Below are 19,807 nucleotides of genomic sequence, written 5' to 3' on the forward strand. Positions count from 1 at the left end.
GGTTCTGGCTTTAAATTATTGTATGTCTTGTGCAAACCGCAGCAGGTCAGGATATTTTTTATCGATCAGTGGATTGGGAAAAGGCGTGTCTGGCAGGGTGGTGGCGATGAATACCGTCTGCATACCGGCATTACGGCCAAACTGCATATCGCTGAGCGTATTGCCGGCCATGATGGCTTTACTGAAATCAATTTCCGGGAAATCGTTTTTTGCCTGCATGGCCATACCGGCGTTGGGTTTGCGGCATGGGCTGTTGCTCTCCACGTCCGGGCAGAAATAGATCTGGTCTATACGGCCACCAGCTCGTTGGATGGCATCCAGCATTTGTGCATGGATTTCCTGCAAACCATCTACGGTGAGCAGTCCACGTCCGATGCAGCGTTGGTTGGTCACCACAAAAATCCGTTCAAAGCGTTGGGTCAGCAGCGGCATTGCTTCCAGCACGCCTTCACTGAAGCGGAACATGCCGGGATTCAGTACGTACCCGTCTTTTATTTCATCGTTGATAACACCGTCCCGGTCAAGAAAGAGGTACATATTTATATTTTGGAGAAATGATCGATGGCTTTGTTGTAGTCTTCCGGTATACCGATGTCGATGAAATAGGTATCGCTGGTATAGCCGTTGAGGTTACCCTGTGCAGCTTGTGGTTCGAGCACGGTTTGTTCGAAAGAGAATTTCACCGGGAGGGACAGGCTTTGGAGGAAGGATGCGCTGGTGAGGTAGATGCCGCCATTGATCAGACCGTGGTCGCAGTATTGTTTTTCCCGGAACGCTTCAATTTTATTGTCGGTGCCGAGCACGATGCTGCCATAGCGGTCGAATTGCTGCATGGGCTTCAGCGCCAGCGTCAGCTGGGCCGGATGGTTGCGGTTGAACCGTACCATCTGCAGGAGGTCCACGTCAAAGAAGGTATCGCCGTTGACGATGAACAGCTGATCGCCTTCCAGCAGGGGGAGAGCATGCAGGATGCCGCCACCGGTGCCCAGTGGTTCCTGTTCTACGCTGAAGGATACACGAAGTGGCAGCGGTGTTTGCCGGCACCAGGCGATCACCTGTTCAGACAGGTAACCGAGCGACAGTACCACATGACGGATGCCTTGCTGATGCAGGTATTGTAACAGGAAGTATAAAAAGGGTTTGTCGCCGATAGGCGCCATGCATTTGGGTTTGTCCGCTACGGCGCTACGCAGGCGGGTGCCCAGGCCTCCGGCCAGTACGATACACTCCATACTCATTCGCCGAAGAGGTTATTTTCCACGATTTCGCAGATGATGTGGCCGACCGTAATATGGGCTTCCTGGATACGTGGGGTATCGGTGGAAGGGATATTGATCAGATAGTCACTGTCATCTTTCATTTTGCCGCCGGTGGCGCCTGTCAGGGTGACGATGGTCATACCTTTATCCCGGGCTACTTTCATGGCTTCGAGGATATTGGCGGAGTTGCCGGAGGTGGAGAGGGCTACCAGCACATCGCCGGCCTGTCCCATACCGCGCAGCATGCGGGCATATACATGTTCATAGCCATAGTCGTTGCCTACAGCAGTCATATAGGAGGTATTGCAATGCAGGGCTTCTGCATAGAGCGGTTCACGGTCTTTATAGAAGCGGCCGGAGAATTCAGCGGCCAGATGTTGCGCGTCAGCAGCGCTGCCGCCGTTGCCACAGAACAGCACTTTATGGCCCTGTTTCAGGCTGAGGCCGATCACTTCGGCTACCTGCTGGATCGTATGTAACAGCCGCTCATCCTGGCAGATAGCCTCTTTCACAGCAATGCTTTCACGGATGGTTTGAGCGATTTTTGTTTTCATGTCGGAATGTTTTAAGATCAGATGCTCCAGGTTTGAATACCATGGTGCGTGAAGGTATAACGTTTTACATCGCCACCAAAGCTGCTGAGTGCGTCTACCACCCTGAAACGGGTGTTTTTCGGGCAGTAGAAGATCATAAAGCCTCCACCGCCGGCGCCGGAGATTTTACCGCCGCTGGCGCCCGCTTTGCGGGCCGCATCGTAGATCTCGTCGAGCTGTGGGTTGGTGATGCCTTTCGCCATCTGTTTTTTGTATTCAAAACCGTAATTGAGGATTTCCCCTATCTTATCGATGGTACCGCGCAGCAGGGCTTCTTTCATCATGACGGCCTGCTCCTTGAGGTGGTGCATGGCGGCAATGGAGTCGTCCTTTTTGTCGGTCACATTTTTTTGTTGTTCGGAGATGATGGTGGAAGACAGCCTGCTGGTAGACGTATAGAACAATACCAGATTGTTTTCCAGCTCATGCAGGTGTACTTCTTTGATACGCAGTGGGTTGACGATCACTTTATCACCGCCATAGAACTCCATGAAGTTGACGCCGCCGAAGGTGGCTGCGTACTGGTCTTGTTTGCCACCGGCCTGTTGCAGGTCTTCCCGTTCAATGGAATAGGCGAGATGTGCCATGTCGTATTCTCCCAGCGGCAGTTTGAGCCATTCGGCGAAAGCGCCGAGCACGGCCACTACCAGGGTAGAGGAGGTGCCGAGGCCGGAGCCGGGAGGAGCGTCCACATAGGTGGTGAGCCGGAAGCCGGAAGATGGCAGGCCACCATAGTCTTTCTGTATTCTGTTGATGACACCTTTAAGGATATCCAGTTTGCCATCTAACGGGAGCGGATATACGGCGTCGTAACTCAGTTGTTCTCTTCTGTCGGCAGATTCAAAAACAATTTTCCCGTCGGACAGCGGTTCTATGGAAGCGCGGGCATACAGCGAGATGGTGGCATTGAGAATGGCGCCGCCATACAGGTCGGAATACGGGCTTACATCGGTGCCGCCACCGGCCAGGCCTATACGTAATGGTGCTTTACTTCTGTAGATCAATGTTTTACTTTTTTTAAGCCGATGATCAGCTTTCTGCTAATGTATGAATTTCCCGGGCGAGGCGTGACCAGGAATATTGTAGTTTTTCCTGTTGCAGCGCAGCGGTCATATCTGCTTCCCGGTTGTCCGTGAAATATTTTTCGATGGCAGCGGCGATAGAAGCCGGTTCCGGATCACACTGGAAGCCTACCACGCCATCGGGCACCATTTCAATGAGACCGCCTACGCGGGTCACCACCATCGGTTTTTCGAAATGGTAAGCGATCTGGGAGATACCGCTTTGTGTGGCGCTTTTATAAGGCTGTACTACCAGATCGGCTGCACAGAAATAGTTTTTTACCGCATCTGTGGGGATGAAATCGGTGTGCATCAGCACCCGGTCGCCCAGTTGCAGCTCCTGCAGCAATTGCTGATAAGGGGCAGCATCTTCATAATACTCACCGGCCACAATAGCGTGAACATCCAGTTTTTTCATGCGTTCGTCGGCCATGGCCTTCAGCAGGAGGTCGAGGCCTTTGTATTGACGGATAAAGCCGAAGAAAAGAATATATCGTTTGCCTGGTTGCAGCTGCAGCCGTTGGCGGGCTTCCGCTTTGGAGACAGGCGTACCGTAGTTATCGTAGATGGGGTGGGGGATGAGCGATGCTTTTTTGGTAGGCTCAAATACCCGCAGATCATCGAGCACCGACTGGCTCATGGCGATAAAAGCATCCACCGGTTTCAGGAAGTACCTGGTGAACGCCACGTCGCCGGGGCGTTTTTCGTGCGGCACCACATTATCCAGTACGGCGATTACTTTGGTATTGCCGCGTTTGCCCAATCGGAGCAGGGTCCCCAGTGAAGGGCCCATCACGGGCAACCAGTATTTGGAGATGATAATATCGGGTTTCATTTTCCGGATCTTACGCCCTACGATCAGCCAGTTGAGCGGATTCACGGAGTTGATCAGCCGTTTGATCCGCAGGTGTTGCGGCGGCGGGTCGGTAGAGTACTGGCTTTTGCCAGGGAAGAGGAAGCCCGGATATTGCACGGTGAAAGTGAATATCTCCACGTCGTCTGTCAGCTGCAGCTCTTCCGCCAGTCTTTCATTATAAGCAGCCAGCCCACCCCGGAAGGGATAGGCTGTACCGAGAATGAGTATTTTCTTTTTAGTCTTGGCCATTAGTTAATTGATTTGTCCATTCTTGCCTCCACGAGGTAGCTGTTTCTTTCGGGAGCATTACGGGTAACCAGTTCACCGATAAATCCGGTCAGGAACAATTGAGAACCGATAATCATGAAGAGCAGTGCCAGGTAGAAGATCGGTCTGTCTGTCATGTTATACTGGTCCTGGAAAATTTTAGCAAAGGCGAGGTAAAAGGCAATCACGAAACCAAAGAAAAAGAACAGGGTGCCTAATGCGCCGAAGAGGTGCATGGGGCGTTTGCCGAACTTACCGATGAACATGATGGAGGCCAGGTCGAGGAAACCGTTGATAAAACGTTCCAGGCCGAACTTGCTGACACCGTATTTACGGGCGCGGTGTTCCACTACTTTTTCACCGATGTTGCGGAAGCCGTTCCATTTAGCGATGACCGGGATGTAGCGGTGCATTTCGCCGTATACCTCGATTGACTTCACCACTTTTTTACGATAGGATTTGAGGCCGCAGTTCATATCATGCAGCCTGACACCGCTCATACGGGTGGTGGTGTAGTTGTACAGTTTGGAGGGCAGGTTTTTCGTGAAAGCATTATCGTAACGTTTCTTTTTCCAGCCGCTCACCAGATCGTATCCATCTTCCACGATCATGCGGTACAGTTCCGGAATTTCGTCCGGGCTGTCTTGCAGATCGGCGTCCATGGTGATCACCACGTCGCCTTGTGCGGCATTAAAGCCTTCATTGAGGGCGGCGGATTTTCCATAGTTGCGTTGGAACTTGATGCCTTTGATACAGGGGTTTTGCATGGCCAGTTGCTGGACCACTTCCCAGGAACCATCGGTACTGCCATCGTCCACCATCCATACTTCGTAGGTGAAACGGTGCTCCTGCATCACCCGGTCAATCCAGGCGGCCAGTTCAGGAAGTGATTCTTCTTCGTTTTTTAAAGGAACGATTACGGATATGTTCATCTTGATAGAATAGTATTATGAATGTTGTTGCTCCGGCGCTTTTTTACGCAGGATCAACGCAATAATGGCGGCTACGGCGAAATAAAAGATCACGATTCTCAGGTAATCGAGGAAAGACTTGGTAAAGCTGACCGTAAAATCAGTTGCTTTAATACTTTCCACCTGCTGGTCGATGATGTCCTGCGGTGCATTCAGGTACCGCATCGCACGTTCTGTAAAAGCCAGCGTATCCGCTTTCATCGCGGCGGACAATGACGGATCGATATACTTATACAATACAAACTGGTAGACGGTTACCATTAACATGCTAAGGATAAAAGTGGTGTACACCGGTTTAATGGCTGTTTTAAACCCGATGTATGGTCCCACCTGTTTTTTGCGTTCTCTTCCGGCCAGTACCGCGAAAATAATGAGCAATGCCAGTTGGCTGATGCTGTTCCAGAAGGAAAAAAGCACCTGAGGGCCTGCCTTCCAGGTCACCACATTCAACAAAATAAGGACAACGCCGGCGATGAAACCCCATTTCACGCCGGGATTAGGAGATTCTTGCATACAGTTTTATTTGTTGACGTGAAAAACAGGGCCATTCACTGTTGCCACAACTTTGCCTTTTAGTGAGCTGCCAATATAAGCCGAATTTTTTGATCTGGAGGCGATATGGGCGGTAGTGAATTCCCATTCCGCTGCCGGGTCAAAGATGGTGAGGTTGGCTGCGGCGCCTTCCTGGATCGCAGGTTGCGGTTGTTTGAAGATGGCGCGCGGTTTTTCTGTCAGCATCGCAATATGTTGTTCCAGCGGCAATTGCGGCATGTGCTGGCGAATAACGCCAAAGCTGCTTTCCAGGCCTATCATACCGTTTTTCGCATATTCAAACTCCACTGTTTTGGCGTCCCATTCCTGTGGTACGTGGTGGGTGGCAAAGCAGTCGACCGTGCCGTGTACGATGGCCTCCTGAATAGCTTTCACGTCATCGGCGGTGCGCAACGGCGGATTTACCTTCAGGTTGGCATCATAATTTACCAGTTGCGCATCGGTGAGCGACAGGTGGTAAGGCGTTACTGAGCAGGTTACCCTGATGCCGTCAGCTTTGGCGGCGGCGATCAGTTCTATGGATTTGCGGGTGCTTACGCCCGTGATATGAATGCGGGAGTCGGTGTATTTCGCCAGCTCCAGGTCGCGCTGTATGATCAGTTCTTCTGCCAGCGCCGGTTTGCCGGGCATGCCCAGCTGGGTGGAGTAGATGCCTTCGTGCATGAGACCATGGGCAGAGATGCTCTGGTCGTCCGGCAGCTGGATCAGCGTACCGTCAAACGCTTTGATGTATTGTAATGCTTTGAGCAGGAGGCCGGGCGACTGTACGGGTTTGAGGCCGTCGGAGAAAGCTACGGCGCCGGTTTGCTGCATCTCATACATTTCCGCGAGGCTGCTGCCTTCCAGATTTTTGGTCACGGCGCCGATAGGCAGTACCGTGGTGGCGGCATGGCGGGTTTTGCTCAGCACATACTCTATCTGCGGCTTGGTGTGCAGGGCCGGTTGGGTGTTGGGCACTACCATGACGGTGGTGTAACCGCCTGTGGCTGCGGCTTTTACGCCGGTATACAGGTCTTCCTTATGCTCCAGCCCCGGATCGCAGAAATGGGCGAAAATGTCCATCCAGCCCGCAGACACGTGCAGGTTCTCTCCGGAGATAACCGTTGCCCGTGCATCTTCCAGATGGTCGCCCACCTGTTGGATAATACCGTTCTGTATGGAAATGTCTTTTTGCTGCCCGTGAAAGGGAGAGGAAGGTGCTATCACCTTTACGTTTTTGAGTAGTATGTGCATGCTTTACGTTCTATTCAATATCAAAACCTGTCCAAAAAATACAGGGGCAAATGTAACATAAAACTATTAATTGATAAAGCCCTCCCGTAGCCCTTTTCCAGCTTTTTGTTCAGGTTGGTATGATAATTGAAAATAGAGGGTAGCAGATCAAAATAACTTAGGATGAATGATTATCTCATTAACCTTGTCACACGTATATGCGACCGCTCGGAACAGTTAAATAACTCCCAAACGATTAGCTGGCAGGCGCTCCGTGAGGCCGAACAGCTGGCCAACCACGCGTATGTGCCGATTCTGTACCAGTACATCGCAAACGAACCTGATAAGGAAAGACGCCGCGCCGCCGGCTTTATTATTATTCAGCTCTCCAGAAATACCAGTGATCCGGAAGTGATCCGGTTTATGCTGGACCGTCTCCGGATAGAACAGGAGCCTGATATTGTCACCGCTATCCAGCAGGACCTGGAACGCGGCCTGCCGATCCCCGGATATATGAACCTGGACCCGCTGCTGAACAATGCTTTGTCGCTCAATAACACGGTGCGCCGCTCCGCGCTGTTTGCCCTCCGTGGCACCAACAATCCACAGGTGGAAGAATTTGCGCTGAATTTACTCAAAAGGACTGTAAATGAATATGATATATATTATATAGTCCTGCTACTGCATAAGGTGGCCACCAAAAAGAGCCTGCCGGCGCTCAAACGCCTGCTGGAACACCCGCGGCAGGACGTAAAAGGACTAGCATTCGCTACCATCGCAGACATTGAGAAAGAGAAAGAAGCGCTCTTTTATGCCCGCTGCCTGCTCCGCGGCCAGTTGAAATCAGAGGCCATGGAGGCGATTTATAAATACGCAGACGAAAGTGCCATACAAGCGGTGATCACCCGTATCACGGAGATGCTTACCAAAAGACGCAGCAACGGCCGGCTTTCACTGGAGACGTTCAAAAACGGCTTTACTGATCTGATGCTGGGCATGGAATTCCTTTTCCGCTTCCGCACCGCTAAAAGCGAAGTGAAAAAAACTTTCTCCTGGATCACTGAAAAAAGAGCTGAATACCTGCTGCCCGAAGAACGTGAATGGATACAACGTAACCTTGTCATGAACAAAGGCTGATACCCCGTCTACCCCGCCTCTTTTCCTCCTTTTATCCTGATATTTATCCGCATAGCTCCCCTAACGGTGGTGCATACCTCGTAATTCTTTACATTTGGAACCTTAAAATGTAAGGATGAAAAGAGGACTGATATTGCTATTGACTGGTTGCATGGCGGTCGGGGTACACCCTGCCCGTGCGCAGCAGCAGACGTATACCATGGCACAGGCTACCAATGGGCTTCGTGCAGACCTGGCACCGGAACGACTGAAACAGTTTGAATGGGTGCCCGGCGAAAACGCCTACACCAGAGCGGTACTGGCCGGTGGCCAGCAGGTTTGGGTGAAATACACGGTGTTGGGTGGCAAAGCCCTGCCCAAAACGGACACCCTGTTGACACTGAACACCCTCAGCCAGCAGCTTTCTTCCAAAACCCCTTTACGTGGTTTGCCTCCGTTGCACTGGATAGATAACACCCATGCCTGGTGTAGCATCGGTAATGATCTGTACAGCGGCACGGTCGAAAACAGGACAATCCAATTCAGCAAATGGTGCGCTCTGCCTGCTGACGCGGAGAATGTAACGGTCAATCCTAAAAGCCGGAACATTGCCTACACCGTAAAAAATAATCTTTTCCTGCGTGCCGCCGATGGTCAGGAACAGCCCATCACACAGGATGCTGACATCAATATCGTGAACGGTAAAAGCGTGCACAGAGAAGAATTCGGCATCGACAAAGGAATTTTCTTCTCTCCTAATGGCGATCTGGTGGCCTTCTACCGGATGGACCAGCGGATGGTTAATGATTATCCGGTCATCGACTGGTCGGTAGTGCCTGCCCACGCCAATATCATCAAATATCCCATGGCCGGCGGCAAATCTCACGAGGTAACACTGGGCGTCTATCAGCCATCTACCCGTAAAACCGTCTTCCTGAAAACAACTGGTGAAGCAGATCATTACCTGACCTGTGTTACCTGGGCGCCTGACCAGCAGTCTGTTTACGTCGCGCTGCTCAACAGAGACCAGAACCACCTGTGGCTGAATCAATACAGTGCCACTACCGGAGAGTTGATCAAAACGCTTTTTGAAGAAACAGACCCTAAATATGTACATCCGTCACATCCGCTCACTTTTGTGCCTGGCAAACCCGATCAGTTTATCTGGTGGAGTGACCGTGACGGCTATACGCACCTGTACCTGTACAATACAGCAGGACAGTTGCTAAAACAACTCACCAAAGGAGATTGGGTCGTGAACGAATTACAGGGTTTCCATACAGCAGGCAATGAAGTGATCATCACGGCGGCCAAAGAAAGCCCAATGGAAAAACATGCTTATGCCGTAAACCTGAAAAGCGCTGCCCTGCGTCGTCTGGACCAGGCGGCCGGCTGGCACGATGTTCAGGTGAGTAGCCAGGGCGATTACATACTGGACAGCTATTCTTCCGGAGACGTTCCTTCCTCCGCCATTATTACAGGACTGAATGGTAAGTACGCCGAGACGATCCTCAAATCGGCAGATCCCCTGAAAAATTTCAAACGGCCGGAAATCAGGCAGGTAACGCTGAAAGCAGATGACGGCACCCCGCTGTATGGAAAACTCATCTTACCGGTGGACTTTGACAGCACCCGTCAATATCCGGTGATCGTATACCTGTACAATGGGCCTAACGTACAACTGATCAAAAACACCTTCCCCTACAGTGGTAACCTGTGGTACGAGTATATGGCACAACGCGGATACATCGTATTTACCATGGACGGCCGCGGCAGTGCTAACCGGGGAATGGCTTTTGAGCAGGCTACCTTCCGTCAGCTGGGCACGGTGGAAATGAATGATCAGCTGCAAGGCGTGGCTTATCTGAAATCATTGTCTTATGTGAATCAGCAGAAGATGGGCGTACATGGCTGGAGCTTCGGCGGCTTTATGACCACCTCGCTGATGTTGCGTCATCCGGGCGTGTTTCAGGCAGCAGTGGCCGGCGGTCCGGTGATTGACTGGAGCATGTATGAAGTGATGTACACCGAACGTTACATGGATACGCCGCAGCAGAATCCGGAAGGTTATGCCAATTCGAATCTTCTCACCAAAACCAAAAACCTGAAAGGGCATCTGATGCTGATCCATGGTACCAACGATGACGTAGTGGTATGGCAGCATTCCATCAATTTCCTGAGAGCCTGCGTTGATAATGGCGTACAGGTAGATTACTTCGTGTATCCCGGTCACCTGCACAATGTGCTCGGCAAAGACAGGGTACACCTGATGCAGAAGATCACTGATTATTTTGACGCGCGATTAAAGTAATCACGCAAAGGCGCAAAGCAGCAAAGGGCGCAAAGATTTTTTGAGATGAAATAAGAAAGCAAAGAAGCGAAGACCAAATTGATCTTCGCTTCTTTGCTTTCTTATTTTCTTATTCTATTCTTTGCGCTCTTTGCTGCTTTGCGCCTTTGCGTGATCACATCCCTCCGGTTTTCGCATCTTTAAATACACCTGGTGTATAAACAATCTCAGAGAACGTGCTGGTACAGGCTTCTCCCAGTGGTGACTGGGAAGAAAAACCAACTTTGATGGGTGCTTTAGGCACGAAGTTTACCAGGCGGATTGCTTCCCAGTTTTTTCCTTCCAGGGAATAGAAAAGCCCGAACATGTTACCTGATTTTGCCAGGCGGAAATACACTTCGTTTTTGCTGGTAACAGCGTTGTTGCTATCGTCGGTGTAGGTGTTGGTCACGCCGGAGCATACGGAGAGTTTACCGTAATGGCTGTTTTCAAAGAGGAATTTGATGTATTGGGTAGAATCCACCATCACATAAATGGCGCCACCATCATACGTTTTTTTGAAATCCACTTTGATTTTAGCGGTGAGCACAAAGTTCTCGTCCGGTTTAAAAACCAGGATGGGAGCGGTAGCAATGTTATAGTTGCCTCCGGGATAATTGTAAAAATCGGAGCCTTGCGCAGCGGTGATGGTGAGGCTGTCGGCAGCCGCATTAAAGCTTTGTGGTGTGTTGATCCAGCTACAGGGATAGGGTATGCCTTTGATCCGGACGCTGTCTGCCGGATTGGCTATAGCGCTGAAAAATGCCATGATCAGGCTACCGAGTACAAAAAGTTTCTTTTTCACTATCGTGGTTTTAAATAAATACTGGCGCCCAATATATAAAAAAAATTTCCGGTGTTATAGCTTCGGGGCAGGATGGCAAAAAACAACAACCTGGCCGGTGATGGTCAGGTTGTTGAGCAGGAGATGACAAACTGTTATTGTACAACAGTATTACCATCCGCATTTACTACAAAAGTTTGTACAGCGCCGTTTTTAATAACGCGTACAGTATAACAATCACCACCATTGTTGCATTTCATGGAAGTAACATCATACAGATCGGAGCCGTAGGTTGTTTTCAGATTAGTCAGGATGTTGGAAGGTATAAAATCTTCCATTACCGGTAATGCAGGTTGCGGATACAACATGCTATTGTAGTAGTAGGTATTGACAGGCATGGGGTTAGTTGTATTCATATTCATGTTCATGTTTGTGTTCATGTTCATGTTTTTGTCCATGGTCATACCTGTTCTTCTTTCTTCTCTTTTTTCAGCTCTGGCTTCTTTCCTTTCGGCTCTGGCTTCTCGTTTTTCCTCTTTTGTCCTGTGCCGGTGACGGCTTGCATCGCTGGCATGAGTCGGAACAGCTGCAAATACGCTGATTCCTGTGGCTAACAGATAAATCATCATCTTTTTCATAATCTTAAGATTTACAGATGAATAGATTTTTGCAGTATAAAGTTCGGCCATTTGGCTGGAAAACAGCTCAGGGCGTGGGAATGGGGTATTTTACATAAAAATGGCATTACGATGGAACAGGGCGAAAACGCTGCGTCATCAAGGAAGAGAGAGCTAAAGCCGGATGATAATTTTAACATTCATTAAATAGGGAAATTAACACATGTAAGGCTTATCATCCGGCGTAGGGGAGCGTTTACTGATCTTTGGCCAGTTTGCGCAGGGTGGGAAGAATGTGGGCTGCAAAGCGTTCCATGCCTACGTCGGTGGGATGTACGCCGTCTACGGTACCTTCATGGTCGTTGCCGAGGAAGCCGTCGCCGCTGAGATAATACAGGTTTTTAACACCGGCTTTCTGCAGGTAGGCATAGGCTTTTTTCAGTTCCGCTCTTTTACGGAATACGATATCACGGATGTCTTTTTCAAAATAGCCATGTTCATACATGTAGTTCTCCACCAGTAGTATGCGTGTTTGCGGTTTACAGGCGCGTATTTGCGCTATCAGTATCACTGCGCGTTCATATATCAGTTCCGGCTGGGTATTCGGATTACAATCGATGACAATGAGGGAAGGGTCTGTTTCGCAGATGGCTTCGCCTACGGAAGTTTCGAACATGCCGTTGCCGCTGAAGCCGAGATTGACGATGGGGCGTTGTAGCTGGCGAACGAGGATATTGGTATAAGCCATGCCGGGCCGGGTAGCGCATCCGCCTTGTGCAATGCTGCTGCCATAGTATACGATTGGTTTTTTGTCCAGCAGCAGTGGCTGCTGTGGCTTTTCGATCAGCGCGCCTGTATTAACGCCGATGGAGAGAGAATCTACACCATCATACAAGGGAAGGAAGAGCACATATTCCCGCCAGGTGCTGTCGCCTTTTTTGAGTATGGTACGTTCCGAGTTAAAACCGTTTTCCGGGATGGCGCTGTTAACGAATTGCCATTGATTATTCACCAGCGCATAGAGGTCGAGGCCTCTGATACCCGTGGCGGTCATATGGTTCATGGAGGTGTTGTTGAGTACTTTCCAGCGGGCGCCGATGCTGGTGGCATTGGTGCGGAAGCGGATGGCGATGCCTGCGGCATTGCGGCTCAGCGCCCATACGGCCGGTCTTACCGTTTTCTCGTATCTGGCCGGAAGCCGGTTATAGTTAGGTTCCTGGTGGTATTTACCGATTATGGGAAACTCCCTGGCATCGTGGTAAACAAGCGAGGGTGTTTGTGCAAAGAGGTGGCTGCAGCACATCAGCAGTGCCATCAGGGATAGCATCGTTTTGTTCATCATACGTGATTATTGGTTAGCACCGGACAAGATACAGGAAAAGAGACAGAAAAGCATGTTTTAAGGGCTTTACGCAAACGCTTGCGCGGATAACGCAAGCGTTTGCGTACACGGAATGTCGAAAGAATTCTCTAAAATAGTGGAGCAATTACAGAAAATAGATTTCAGCTCTAAGCAGCAATTACAGAACAGCGAACAATGAGGTCGATTAGCCTGTGCCACGGTGCCGCACTGTGGCAAGGTTATCGCCAAGCCCCCTGATTTTTACCGGTCATGTATCACTAATCTCGACTCCATAATGGTGTTGGTATAGTCATTCAGCGCATGCTCTCCGTTGAGGAGCGACAGCAGCATATTGGTGGCAGCCTGTCCCTGTTCATAGGGGAACTGTTCTACCGAAGCAGCCGGCGGAAAAGCTGTATATCCGCTGACCGGCGTGTTGGCGTAAGATACAAAAGTAATGTCTTTGTTTATTTCCAGTTTTCTTTTAAGCGCGTATTGTACTGCATCCATGGCCACATAGTCATTGAAGGTGACTACGGCGGTTACTTTTCGTTTCAGCGACAACAGGTATTCCATGGCGGTGTCTGTGCCGGCGGCGGTGAGGTCGGCGTTGACAATCAGTTCAGGGTCGTATTTGAGGCGATGTTTGCGCAACGCCTTGATGTAGCCGGTAGCCCTTTCCTTGCTGGCCACCAGTTGCTCAGGACCGTTGATCATACCAATTACCCGATGTCCTTTTTTCAGCAGAAAATCCACTGCCTGTATGGTACCGGATTCCAGGTTACAGGATACGGCATGGATATCATGGAGGTCAGGCACACGGTCGAAGAACACCACGGGAATACGTGCCTGGCGCAACATTTCGAAGTGATCGTAGTTACGGGTATTTTTACCGATAGACACAATACAACCGTCTACCCGATGTTGTTTCATGCTCTGGATGATCTGCTTTTCCCGGGCTTCGTCGTCATGTGATTGTCCCAGTAGTACGGTGTAGTTATTACTGTAGGCGGTATCTTCTATTCCGCTGATGGCGCTGGAGAAAAAGGCTTCAGACAGTTCGGGCAACAGGATGCCGATGGTAAAGGTTTTACCCTGCTGAAAATAAACCGCCGTCTGATTGCGCTCGTAGTTTAATTCCTCTGCCAGCGCTTTTACCCGGGCTTTGGTCCTCAATCCGATACTGTGATGGTCATGTAATGCCCTTGATACAGTAGATACAGAGATATTCAGCCTTTTTGCAATTTCCTTTATTGTTGGTTGACCCGAAGAAACCACCTTTCTCATACATTTTACAGCAATTAATGGAAAATAGATTCAGCAATATGCGCCAGGTTGCCAAGTTACTTAGTTCTTGTATAATATTAACTTTTTTTTATGGGTTCATTTAACGAATTGAATATACATCATTTAACTAAAGATATAGAAAACTAGTTTAATGTAAAAAGATTAGAATTCTTTAATGCCTGTACTCTTCGGCTTGTTATTTGCTACTTTCGTGCATCCTCCATTGAACCTCTGCCATTTTTTATATATTTTATTTGTTAGATTAGTTTTATTTAAAATCTATTTTATGAGGATAGAACACTTAGCCTTACCTGTGGCACTTATCACCATTATGGCCTCCTGCTCTGCACCCAGGAAACTGAGAGAGTCTGAAGCAAGGTATGCACGACTGGATAGTCTCTACAGGGCTACAGAGAACCAGCGCAAAAAATGTGAAGAAGACGCCGCAAGAGCAGCAGCCAGTTACAAAGACAAGATGGACAATCTGCAGGAACAACAGGCACAGTTGAAAACCAACAACTCACAGATGCTGGACCACCTGAAAGAGCTGTCTGTTATATCCAATGCCCAGGCGGAAAGCATTAAGAAGTCACTTGACAACATTGGTGCAAAAGACGCCTACATCAAAGACCTGCAGTCTGCCATTGCGCGTAAAGACTCCCTGAACATGCAGCTGGTGATGAACCTGAAAGGAGCCGTTGGCAATATGGATGACAAGGACATCAACATCAAGGTAGAAAAAGGAGTAGTGTATATCGATATTTCCGATAAACTGCTGTTCAAGAGCGGCAGCTACGACGTGACCGACCGTGCGAAAGATGTATTGGGCAAAGTGGCCAAAGTGCTCATCAATCAGCCTGATATCGAGTTTATGGTAGAAGGTCATACCGACAACGTGCCTTACCGTCCGAACGTATTGCTGGACAACTGGGACCTGAGCGTGAAGAGAGCTACTTCCGTAGTGCGTATTCTGCAGAACCAATACCAGATACCGGCAGCACGGATGACAGCAGCCGGCCGCAGCGAATACCAACCGGTAGCATCCAACGATACGCCGGAAGGACGTGGCGCCAACCGCAGAACTAGAATCGTGATTCTGCCGCAGCTGGACCAGTTCTTCAAATTACTGGAGAAACCAGCCGGCAACTAATCATTTCCTGTTACAATAAAAAAGGAAGGTCTGCATATCACCTATGCAGGCCTTCTTTTTTTATTGTACCTTCCCGTTTTTACGTTTTTATATTATGCGAGAACCTTTATTCTGTGATCCGGCGACCGGTGTTTGTGAGATTCCCGGTGCCACTGCCGCCGCTGGCGGAGAGCATACTACATTGCCAACTGATAAGCCCTTACAGCTTATTTATTTTACAGACCCGATCTGTTCCACCTGTTGGGGCATTGAGCCGCAATGGCGCCGTTTAAAACTGGAATATGGGCATTTGCTCGATATCCGTTATCACATGGGTGGACTGTTGCCTTCCTGGGACGTATACAATTCCGGCGGTATCAGCGGGCCGTCAGATGTGGCCCATCACTGGGAGGAGGTGAGCGGTCATTACCAGATGCCGATAGACGGCAACGTGTGGCTCGAGGATCCTCTACCGTCTTCCTATCCGCCTTCCATCTGGTTTAAGGCCGCGCAGCTGCAGGACGAGCATAAAAGTGTGATTTTCCTGCGCCGCCTGCGAGAAATGCTTTTCCTGCAAAAAAAGAATATTTGTCGCCCTGAACCCGTGCTGGCCGCCGCCGCGTATGCACAGCTGGATACCGCGCAACTGCAACATGACTTTGAACATACAGCGCCGGCACTGTTTGAACAGGACCTGCAACTGCGTGCACAAATGGGCGTGCGTGGCTTTCCGTCCGTATTTATGATCAGCGCCGACGGCCACAAAGAGCTGATATACGGCGCCAAACCTTATGTGGTATTTACCACCACGCTGCATAAACTTTTTCCGGCAGCCGCGGCGCGCACCTATCTGCGCGGACTGGATACTTTTTCCTACTTCCCCACACTGACCACCAAAGAATATGCGGTGCTGAATGACCTGACGATGGAAGCAGCCCATGCACAACTCGATGCTTTTCACCGGGACGGCCACCTGCAGGTGACCGTCGCCGGTGGTGGAGCATTATGGACGCGTTGATATCAGGGTACTTTAAGCGTAGATGTTTTGCTGCTTTTACGGCCGTAGGAATACGTAAGGCTGAACATATAATACTGGGAGAGGTTGGTGGTTTCCAGCCTTTCCCGGTAAGTGGAACCGTAATAGATGATCACACTTTTATTTTGCCGCAGCAGGTCGAATGCATAGAACTTGGCAGAGAGTGCCCTGTTGGGCAGCAACGTCTTACCGATCCATCCATTGAGCAGGGTGAAATGGGTGGCGGCATCGGTATTATTGATGTACTGAACGTTGGAGCCGATATTAAAATCCTGCGGCAGCCATGCATTTGCATTAAACGCAAGCGTATACTGAATGTAATCGGTGTAATGATCATTCTGAAGGGAGAGCATTGAACCTCTGTAATCTACTTCCACTTTAGCTATAAACTCCATCCTTTTTTGCCAGTTCACGGAAGCCGCAAGGCCCTGAATAAGAGAATACTTTTTGGTGATATTATCGAGATGATTGATTTGTGAAGCAGTCCTGTTGTATTCAAATACATTGTTGTAATTGATGGTGATGCCGGGAGTTTTGAGCCGAAACCCCAGCGTGGTATTATCTGTAACCCCCCAGGTCCCCGACACATTAATAGGCATGCTTACCTGTCTGCCGAGAGAATCTGTGAACACCGAAGTGGAAAATGAATGTTGGATATATCGCGCTTCAAGATTATGGCCGAAGGCTACTCCTTTGATACTGTTGGAAAAGTAGGTGAGTGCCAGCGTATTGGCGAAGGCGTTGATCAACTCCGGATTGCCGAGTTGAACATAGAGCGGGTTACTGTTGTTGTTGATGGGCCATAACAGCTGTGCGTCCAGCGGCAGTGTTACCCCATTGAGCGAGATGTTGAGCGTTTTATAAGGATCTATCTTGATGACGGCGCTGAGTGCACGGTCTACATAGGTAGTGTGCCGCACGGCTTTGTTACGGGTGGTAAAGTTGTCGCTCGTGAGCGTACTAAGTGAAAGCCCGGCGGCGCCGATGAGCATTAGTTTCCCTTTGTTATAGGTGAGGGATGGTTTCACCGTATGGTTCACGATCCTGCTGTTAAACCGGTATGTCAGCGAGTCATTGATGATATAGTCATGCTTGAACAGGTTAAAATCGAAAGTGTTCTGCCGGTTCCTGGTGAGTGCGTTCTGAAATGCATAGGCCATGGCCAGTGACCAGTATTTTCCGATAGGCTCGCTGTATGTTACTGAGGTGGATACATTTGACACCTCATTTTTCGGCGCGACGTACTGATTAATGGTATCTGCGTGATATAACGGACGGAAGACATTGTTTTGGCTGATATTGGACTGGTAGCTGTACTGCCAGGTTTTTCTCAGGGATGTCTGGAGTGATAATATCCTTCCTGTTTTACCGAATTTATGGGAGTAGCTGGTCGTAAGGTCTAAAGCTTTATTGACGGCACTATCGTTATTGTGGAGGGTACCGCTGTTGAGCGTGTCCATGCGGCTGTCGGTGGTGTTGTACAGCCGCTTGTTGTCTGCTTTTCTCATTTCTCTTTCGACATTGGCCATTACAATAATTTTGTTATTGATATTGGGTTGGATGTCCATGAAGAGAATACCGCCATTCCGTTTGCCGGTCAGATGTTTTTGAGCATTGCTATGATAGAACGTGCTGCTGTCGGCAAAGATGTTTTCCTGTTCCTGTAGTTCGTTGCTGATCATATCCTGTTCCTGATGCCTCAGGTTTACACTGAGTTTGATCTTCTTCCCGATTTCCGCGGTGGTGTAGGCGCCGACATTAAATATTTTATTGGTCCCCTGTTGATTGCTGCCGATAGAGTTGCTCCGGTAGTTGGTGCTGGCATCACTTTGGGTATTATTGTTATTGGTGAGCACATCGCCCAGCAGGGTGAATTTTTTCCGGAACATATTGAGGGTGGCGCCGGTGTTGTAGCGATCGTGGGTTCCGTATCCACCGGTAACGGTGCCGCGAACACCTTTTTTCATTTCATTTTTCACCACAATGTTGAGCACTTTTTCATTTTTGCCGGGTTCGGTGATGCCTGAAATATTTTTTTTATCTGAGATCTGAATTTTTTCTGCGAGATCGGCTTTCAGTATTTCCATGACCCGTCTGACGTTACTCATGTTTTGCAACAACGAGCGTCCGTCAACAAACAGTTCTTTAATGGGTGATCCCAGGTAAAAGAGATTGCCGTTCTCATCTACGGTGAGCCCGGGGATTTTTTCGATGAGTTCATGCATATTGGCATTGGGCAGCGTGGGTAGTTCCCCGGCGTTAAACTCGATGGTATCCTTTCGGATGGACATCAATGGCCGGTCTGCCTTTACTTCCACTCTGCTGAGGCTGATGCTGGGAGAGAGCTGGATATAGTTGAAGGTGACTACTTTCACCCGGGGATTGACTTCCACAGGGATCATTTCTGTCCGGTTGCCCATAAAGCTGACCAATAGCCGATAGAAGCCTATCTGTACATTTTCAATAATGAAATTACCGTGTTCGTCTGATTGTGTATGGGCCTTTATGCGGGCCTTTTCATCGTAGAGCAATACAGCTGCGCCGGTAAGCGTTTTTCTGGTGTCTTTCTGATAGATGGTCCCTTTGATGGTATGTTGCGCGTACAATGTTGCAGAGGCACAACAACCCAGCAAGAGGAGGACCAATTGCCGTTTAATTTGGTTAAATCCAGTTGTAGTGGCCTGCATTAGTTTTTCAAGTGCATGGAGTAGTGAATATATTAATGGGTTATGAAGTACTGTTTTGGTTGCACCGCGCTAATAGCGGGATGGATGATTGTGATACAGGCTAAGGTCGCACTTGTGAAGGTTATTGCGGAAATTCAATTTCGTAAACAGTTGTTAAGCGATTGTTATCGAGGAACGGTTAACAAACCGAAATTTTGGGCTTTACAAGTTGTTGTGTACTACATTCGCGTAGCCGGAGTAGCGCAAAGGTGATAAAATATTTTAAAAAATGATAGAATATTTTGAAGACAAAAGAACGGAGAAAATAACAGACAGGGAAGCGACGATAGCACGGATATGGGCGATAGGAGGAGAGCGTGGTTGGTATTATGGCAACTGGATGTGGCAGTTGCGTGGTTACCTGGACGAGCTGGTGGGAGGTCCGGGATTGAGGAGGGGCCGCAGGCATCCTTCCGATTTACGGGCGGGGGATTATCTGGATGTGTGGCGGGTCCAGGTAGCGGACCGCGAAGCGGGCCGGTTACTATTATCGGCAGAGATGAAGTTACCGGGTGAAGCCTGGCTGGAATTTAGGGTTGTCGATGGCCATTTGATGCAGACGGCCTCTTTCAAAGCAACGGGTTTAGCAGGAAAATTGTATTGGTATACGATGTTGCCCTTTCATGGGTTTATATTTCCGGGAATGATCCGTAAACTAATTTAAACGCTG

General features: G+C 49.3%; 18 protein-coding genes. 5 read left to right on the forward strand and 13 right to left on the reverse strand.

What is annotated here, in order from left to right:
• Window positions 1-15 precede the first annotated feature (15 nt).
• From ICL55_RS22885 to ICL55_RS22920, 8 genes are read right to left on the reverse strand one after another with little or no spacing between them, the layout of a single operon-like run.
• Complete coding sequence (locus tag ICL55_RS22885; protein WP_188101721.1) at window positions 16-537, reverse strand: D-glycero-alpha-D-manno-heptose-1,7-bisphosphate 7-phosphatase; 522 nt, start codon at window positions 535-537, stop codon at window positions 16-18.
• A gap of 2 nt (window positions 538-539) precedes the next feature.
• Window positions 540-1,238: a nucleotidyltransferase family protein gene (locus ICL55_RS22890; protein ID WP_223151553.1), complete on the reverse strand. Its 699-nt coding sequence runs from the start codon at window positions 1,236-1,238 to the stop codon at window positions 540-542.
• Window positions 1,235-1,813, reverse strand: coding sequence for a D-sedoheptulose-7-phosphate isomerase (locus tag ICL55_RS22895; protein ID WP_188101723.1), 579 nt, complete (start codon window positions 1,811-1,813; stop codon window positions 1,235-1,237). The genes ICL55_RS22890 and ICL55_RS22895 overlap by 4 nt, the downstream gene beginning before the upstream one ends.
• A 17-nt stretch (window positions 1,814-1,830) precedes the next feature.
• Entirely contained in the window at window positions 1,831-2,856 is a 1,026-nt protein-coding gene (locus tag ICL55_RS22900; protein WP_188101725.1) for a GHMP family kinase ATP-binding protein, read from the reverse strand.
• A gap of 25 nt (window positions 2,857-2,881) precedes the next feature.
• Window positions 2,882-4,018: a glycosyltransferase gene (locus ICL55_RS22905; RefSeq protein ID WP_188101727.1), complete on the reverse strand. Its 1,137-nt coding sequence runs from the start codon at window positions 4,016-4,018 to the stop codon at window positions 2,882-2,884.
• Window positions 4,018-4,968 (reverse strand): glycosyltransferase family 2 protein, encoded by a 951-nt coding sequence (locus tag ICL55_RS22910; RefSeq protein WP_188101730.1) that lies wholly within the window; start codon window positions 4,966-4,968, stop codon window positions 4,018-4,020. Before ICL55_RS22910 ends, ICL55_RS22905 begins: the two co-directional genes overlap by 1 nt.
• 15 nt (window positions 4,969-4,983) lie before the next feature.
• Complete coding sequence (locus ICL55_RS22915; protein WP_188101732.1) at window positions 4,984-5,520, reverse strand: DUF4199 domain-containing protein; 537 nt, start codon at window positions 5,518-5,520, stop codon at window positions 4,984-4,986.
• A 6-nt stretch (window positions 5,521-5,526) separates the two neighbouring features.
• Window positions 5,527-6,792, reverse strand: a complete 1,266-nt coding sequence (locus tag ICL55_RS22920; RefSeq protein WP_188101734.1) for a dihydroorotase — start codon at window positions 6,790-6,792, stop codon at window positions 5,527-5,529.
• 162 nt (window positions 6,793-6,954) lie between these two features.
• On the opposite strand from ICL55_RS22920, the gene ICL55_RS22925 reads away from it, so the two are divergent.
• Window positions 6,955-7,908 carry a HEAT repeat domain-containing protein gene (locus ICL55_RS22925; protein ID WP_188101736.1) on the forward strand — a complete coding sequence of 318 codons (954 nt, stop codon included), beginning with the start codon at window positions 6,955-6,957 and terminating at the stop codon, window positions 7,906-7,908.
• A 115-nt stretch (window positions 7,909-8,023) separates the two neighbouring features.
• Window positions 8,024-10,198 (forward strand): S9 family peptidase, encoded by a 2,175-nt coding sequence (locus ICL55_RS22930; protein ID WP_188101738.1) that lies wholly within the window; start codon window positions 8,024-8,026, stop codon window positions 10,196-10,198.
• Between the two features lie 154 nt (window positions 10,199-10,352).
• Here the strand turns inward: ICL55_RS22930 and ICL55_RS22935 are convergent, their stop codons facing one another.
• The 4 genes from ICL55_RS22935 to ICL55_RS22950 all read right to left on the reverse strand — a co-directional run bounded on the left by ICL55_RS22935 (window position 10,353) and on the right by ICL55_RS22950 (window position 14,246).
• A complete protein-coding gene (locus ICL55_RS22935) occupies window positions 10,353-11,021 on the reverse strand; it encodes a DUF1349 domain-containing protein (RefSeq protein WP_188101740.1) in 669 nt (222 codons plus the stop codon).
• Between the two features lie 134 nt (window positions 11,022-11,155).
• On the reverse strand, window positions 11,156-11,638 hold the full coding sequence (locus tag ICL55_RS22940; RefSeq protein WP_188101742.1) for a hypothetical protein: 483 nt from the start codon (window positions 11,636-11,638) through the stop codon (window positions 11,156-11,158).
• A gap of 235 nt (window positions 11,639-11,873) precedes the next feature.
• Window positions 11,874-12,959 carry an SGNH/GDSL hydrolase family protein gene (locus ICL55_RS22945; protein WP_188101744.1) on the reverse strand — a complete coding sequence of 362 codons (1,086 nt, stop codon included), beginning with the start codon at window positions 12,957-12,959 and terminating at the stop codon, window positions 11,874-11,876.
• 261 nt (window positions 12,960-13,220) lie between these two features.
• Window positions 13,221-14,246 carry a LacI family DNA-binding transcriptional regulator gene (locus tag ICL55_RS22950; RefSeq protein WP_188101746.1) on the reverse strand — a complete coding sequence of 342 codons (1,026 nt, stop codon included), beginning with the start codon at window positions 14,244-14,246 and terminating at the stop codon, window positions 13,221-13,223.
• Window positions 14,247-14,532: 286 nt separating this feature from the next.
• Between ICL55_RS22950 and ICL55_RS22955 the strand changes: the two genes are divergently transcribed.
• A complete protein-coding gene (locus ICL55_RS22955; protein ID WP_188101748.1) occupies window positions 14,533-15,396 on the forward strand; it encodes an OmpA/MotB family protein in 864 nt (287 codons plus the stop codon).
• Between the two features lie 94 nt (window positions 15,397-15,490).
• Complete coding sequence (locus tag ICL55_RS22960) at window positions 15,491-16,393, forward strand: DsbA family protein (RefSeq protein WP_188101750.1); 903 nt, start codon at window positions 15,491-15,493, stop codon at window positions 16,391-16,393.
• 2 nt (window positions 16,394-16,395) lie between these two features.
• Here ICL55_RS22960 and ICL55_RS22965 read toward each other — a convergent pair whose 3' ends face one another.
• A complete protein-coding gene (locus ICL55_RS22965) occupies window positions 16,396-19,056 on the reverse strand; it encodes a carboxypeptidase-like regulatory domain-containing protein (protein WP_188101753.1) in 2,661 nt (886 codons plus the stop codon).
• A 310-nt stretch (window positions 19,057-19,366) separates the two neighbouring features.
• Here ICL55_RS22965 and ICL55_RS22970 point away from each other — a divergent pair, with 310 nt between their 5' ends.
• Window positions 19,367-19,801, forward strand: a complete 435-nt coding sequence (locus ICL55_RS22970) for a DUF2867 domain-containing protein (protein WP_188101755.1) — start codon at window positions 19,367-19,369, stop codon at window positions 19,799-19,801.
• The last annotated feature ends 6 nt before the right edge of the window (window positions 19,802-19,807 follow it).

Origin of the sequence: Chitinophaga varians (genome assembly GCF_014529945.1) — a bacterium.
Classification (GTDB): Bacteria; Bacteroidota; Bacteroidia; order Chitinophagales; family Chitinophagaceae; genus Chitinophaga; species Chitinophaga varians.

Coding starts and splice junctions, on each gene's coding strand:
- ICL55_RS22955 (WP_188101748.1), top strand. CDS start 14,533: ATGAGGATAGAACACTTAGCCTTACCTGTGGCACTTATCACCATTATG.
- ICL55_RS22925 (WP_188101736.1), top strand. CDS start 6,955: ATGAATGATTATCTCATTAACCTTGTCACACGTATATGCGACCGCTCG.
- ICL55_RS22910 (WP_188101730.1), bottom strand. CDS start 4,968: ATGAACATATCCGTAATCGTTCCTTTAAAAAACGAAGAAGAATCACTT.
- ICL55_RS22905 (WP_188101727.1), bottom strand. CDS start 4,018: ATGGCCAAGACTAAAAAGAAAATACTCATTCTCGGTACAGCCTATCCC.
- ICL55_RS22920 (WP_188101734.1), bottom strand. CDS start 6,792: ATGCACATACTACTCAAAAACGTAAAGGTGATAGCACCTTCCTCTCCC.
- ICL55_RS22895 (WP_188101723.1), bottom strand. CDS start 1,813: ATGAAAACAAAAATCGCTCAAACCATCCGTGAAAGCATTGCTGTGAAA.
- ICL55_RS22915 (WP_188101732.1), bottom strand. CDS start 5,520: ATGCAAGAATCTCCTAATCCCGGCGTGAAATGGGGTTTCATCGCCGGC.
- ICL55_RS22945 (WP_188101744.1), bottom strand. CDS start 12,959: ATGATGAACAAAACGATGCTATCCCTGATGGCACTGCTGATGTGCTGC.
- ICL55_RS22885 (WP_188101721.1), bottom strand. CDS start 537: ATGTACCTCTTTCTTGACCGGGACGGTGTTATCAACGATGAAATAAAA.
- ICL55_RS22890 (WP_223151553.1), bottom strand. CDS start 1,238: ATGAGTATGGAGTGTATCGTACTGGCCGGAGGCCTGGGCACCCGCCTG.
- ICL55_RS22970 (WP_188101755.1), top strand. CDS start 19,367: ATGATAGAATATTTTGAAGACAAAAGAACGGAGAAAATAACAGACAGG.
- ICL55_RS22950 (WP_188101746.1), bottom strand. CDS start 14,246: ATGAGAAAGGTGGTTTCTTCGGGTCAACCAACAATAAAGGAAATTGCA.
- ICL55_RS22960 (WP_188101750.1), top strand. CDS start 15,491: ATGCGAGAACCTTTATTCTGTGATCCGGCGACCGGTGTTTGTGAGATT.
- ICL55_RS22930 (WP_188101738.1), top strand. CDS start 8,024: ATGAAAAGAGGACTGATATTGCTATTGACTGGTTGCATGGCGGTCGGG.
- ICL55_RS22940 (WP_188101742.1), bottom strand. CDS start 11,638: ATGAAAAAGATGATGATTTATCTGTTAGCCACAGGAATCAGCGTATTT.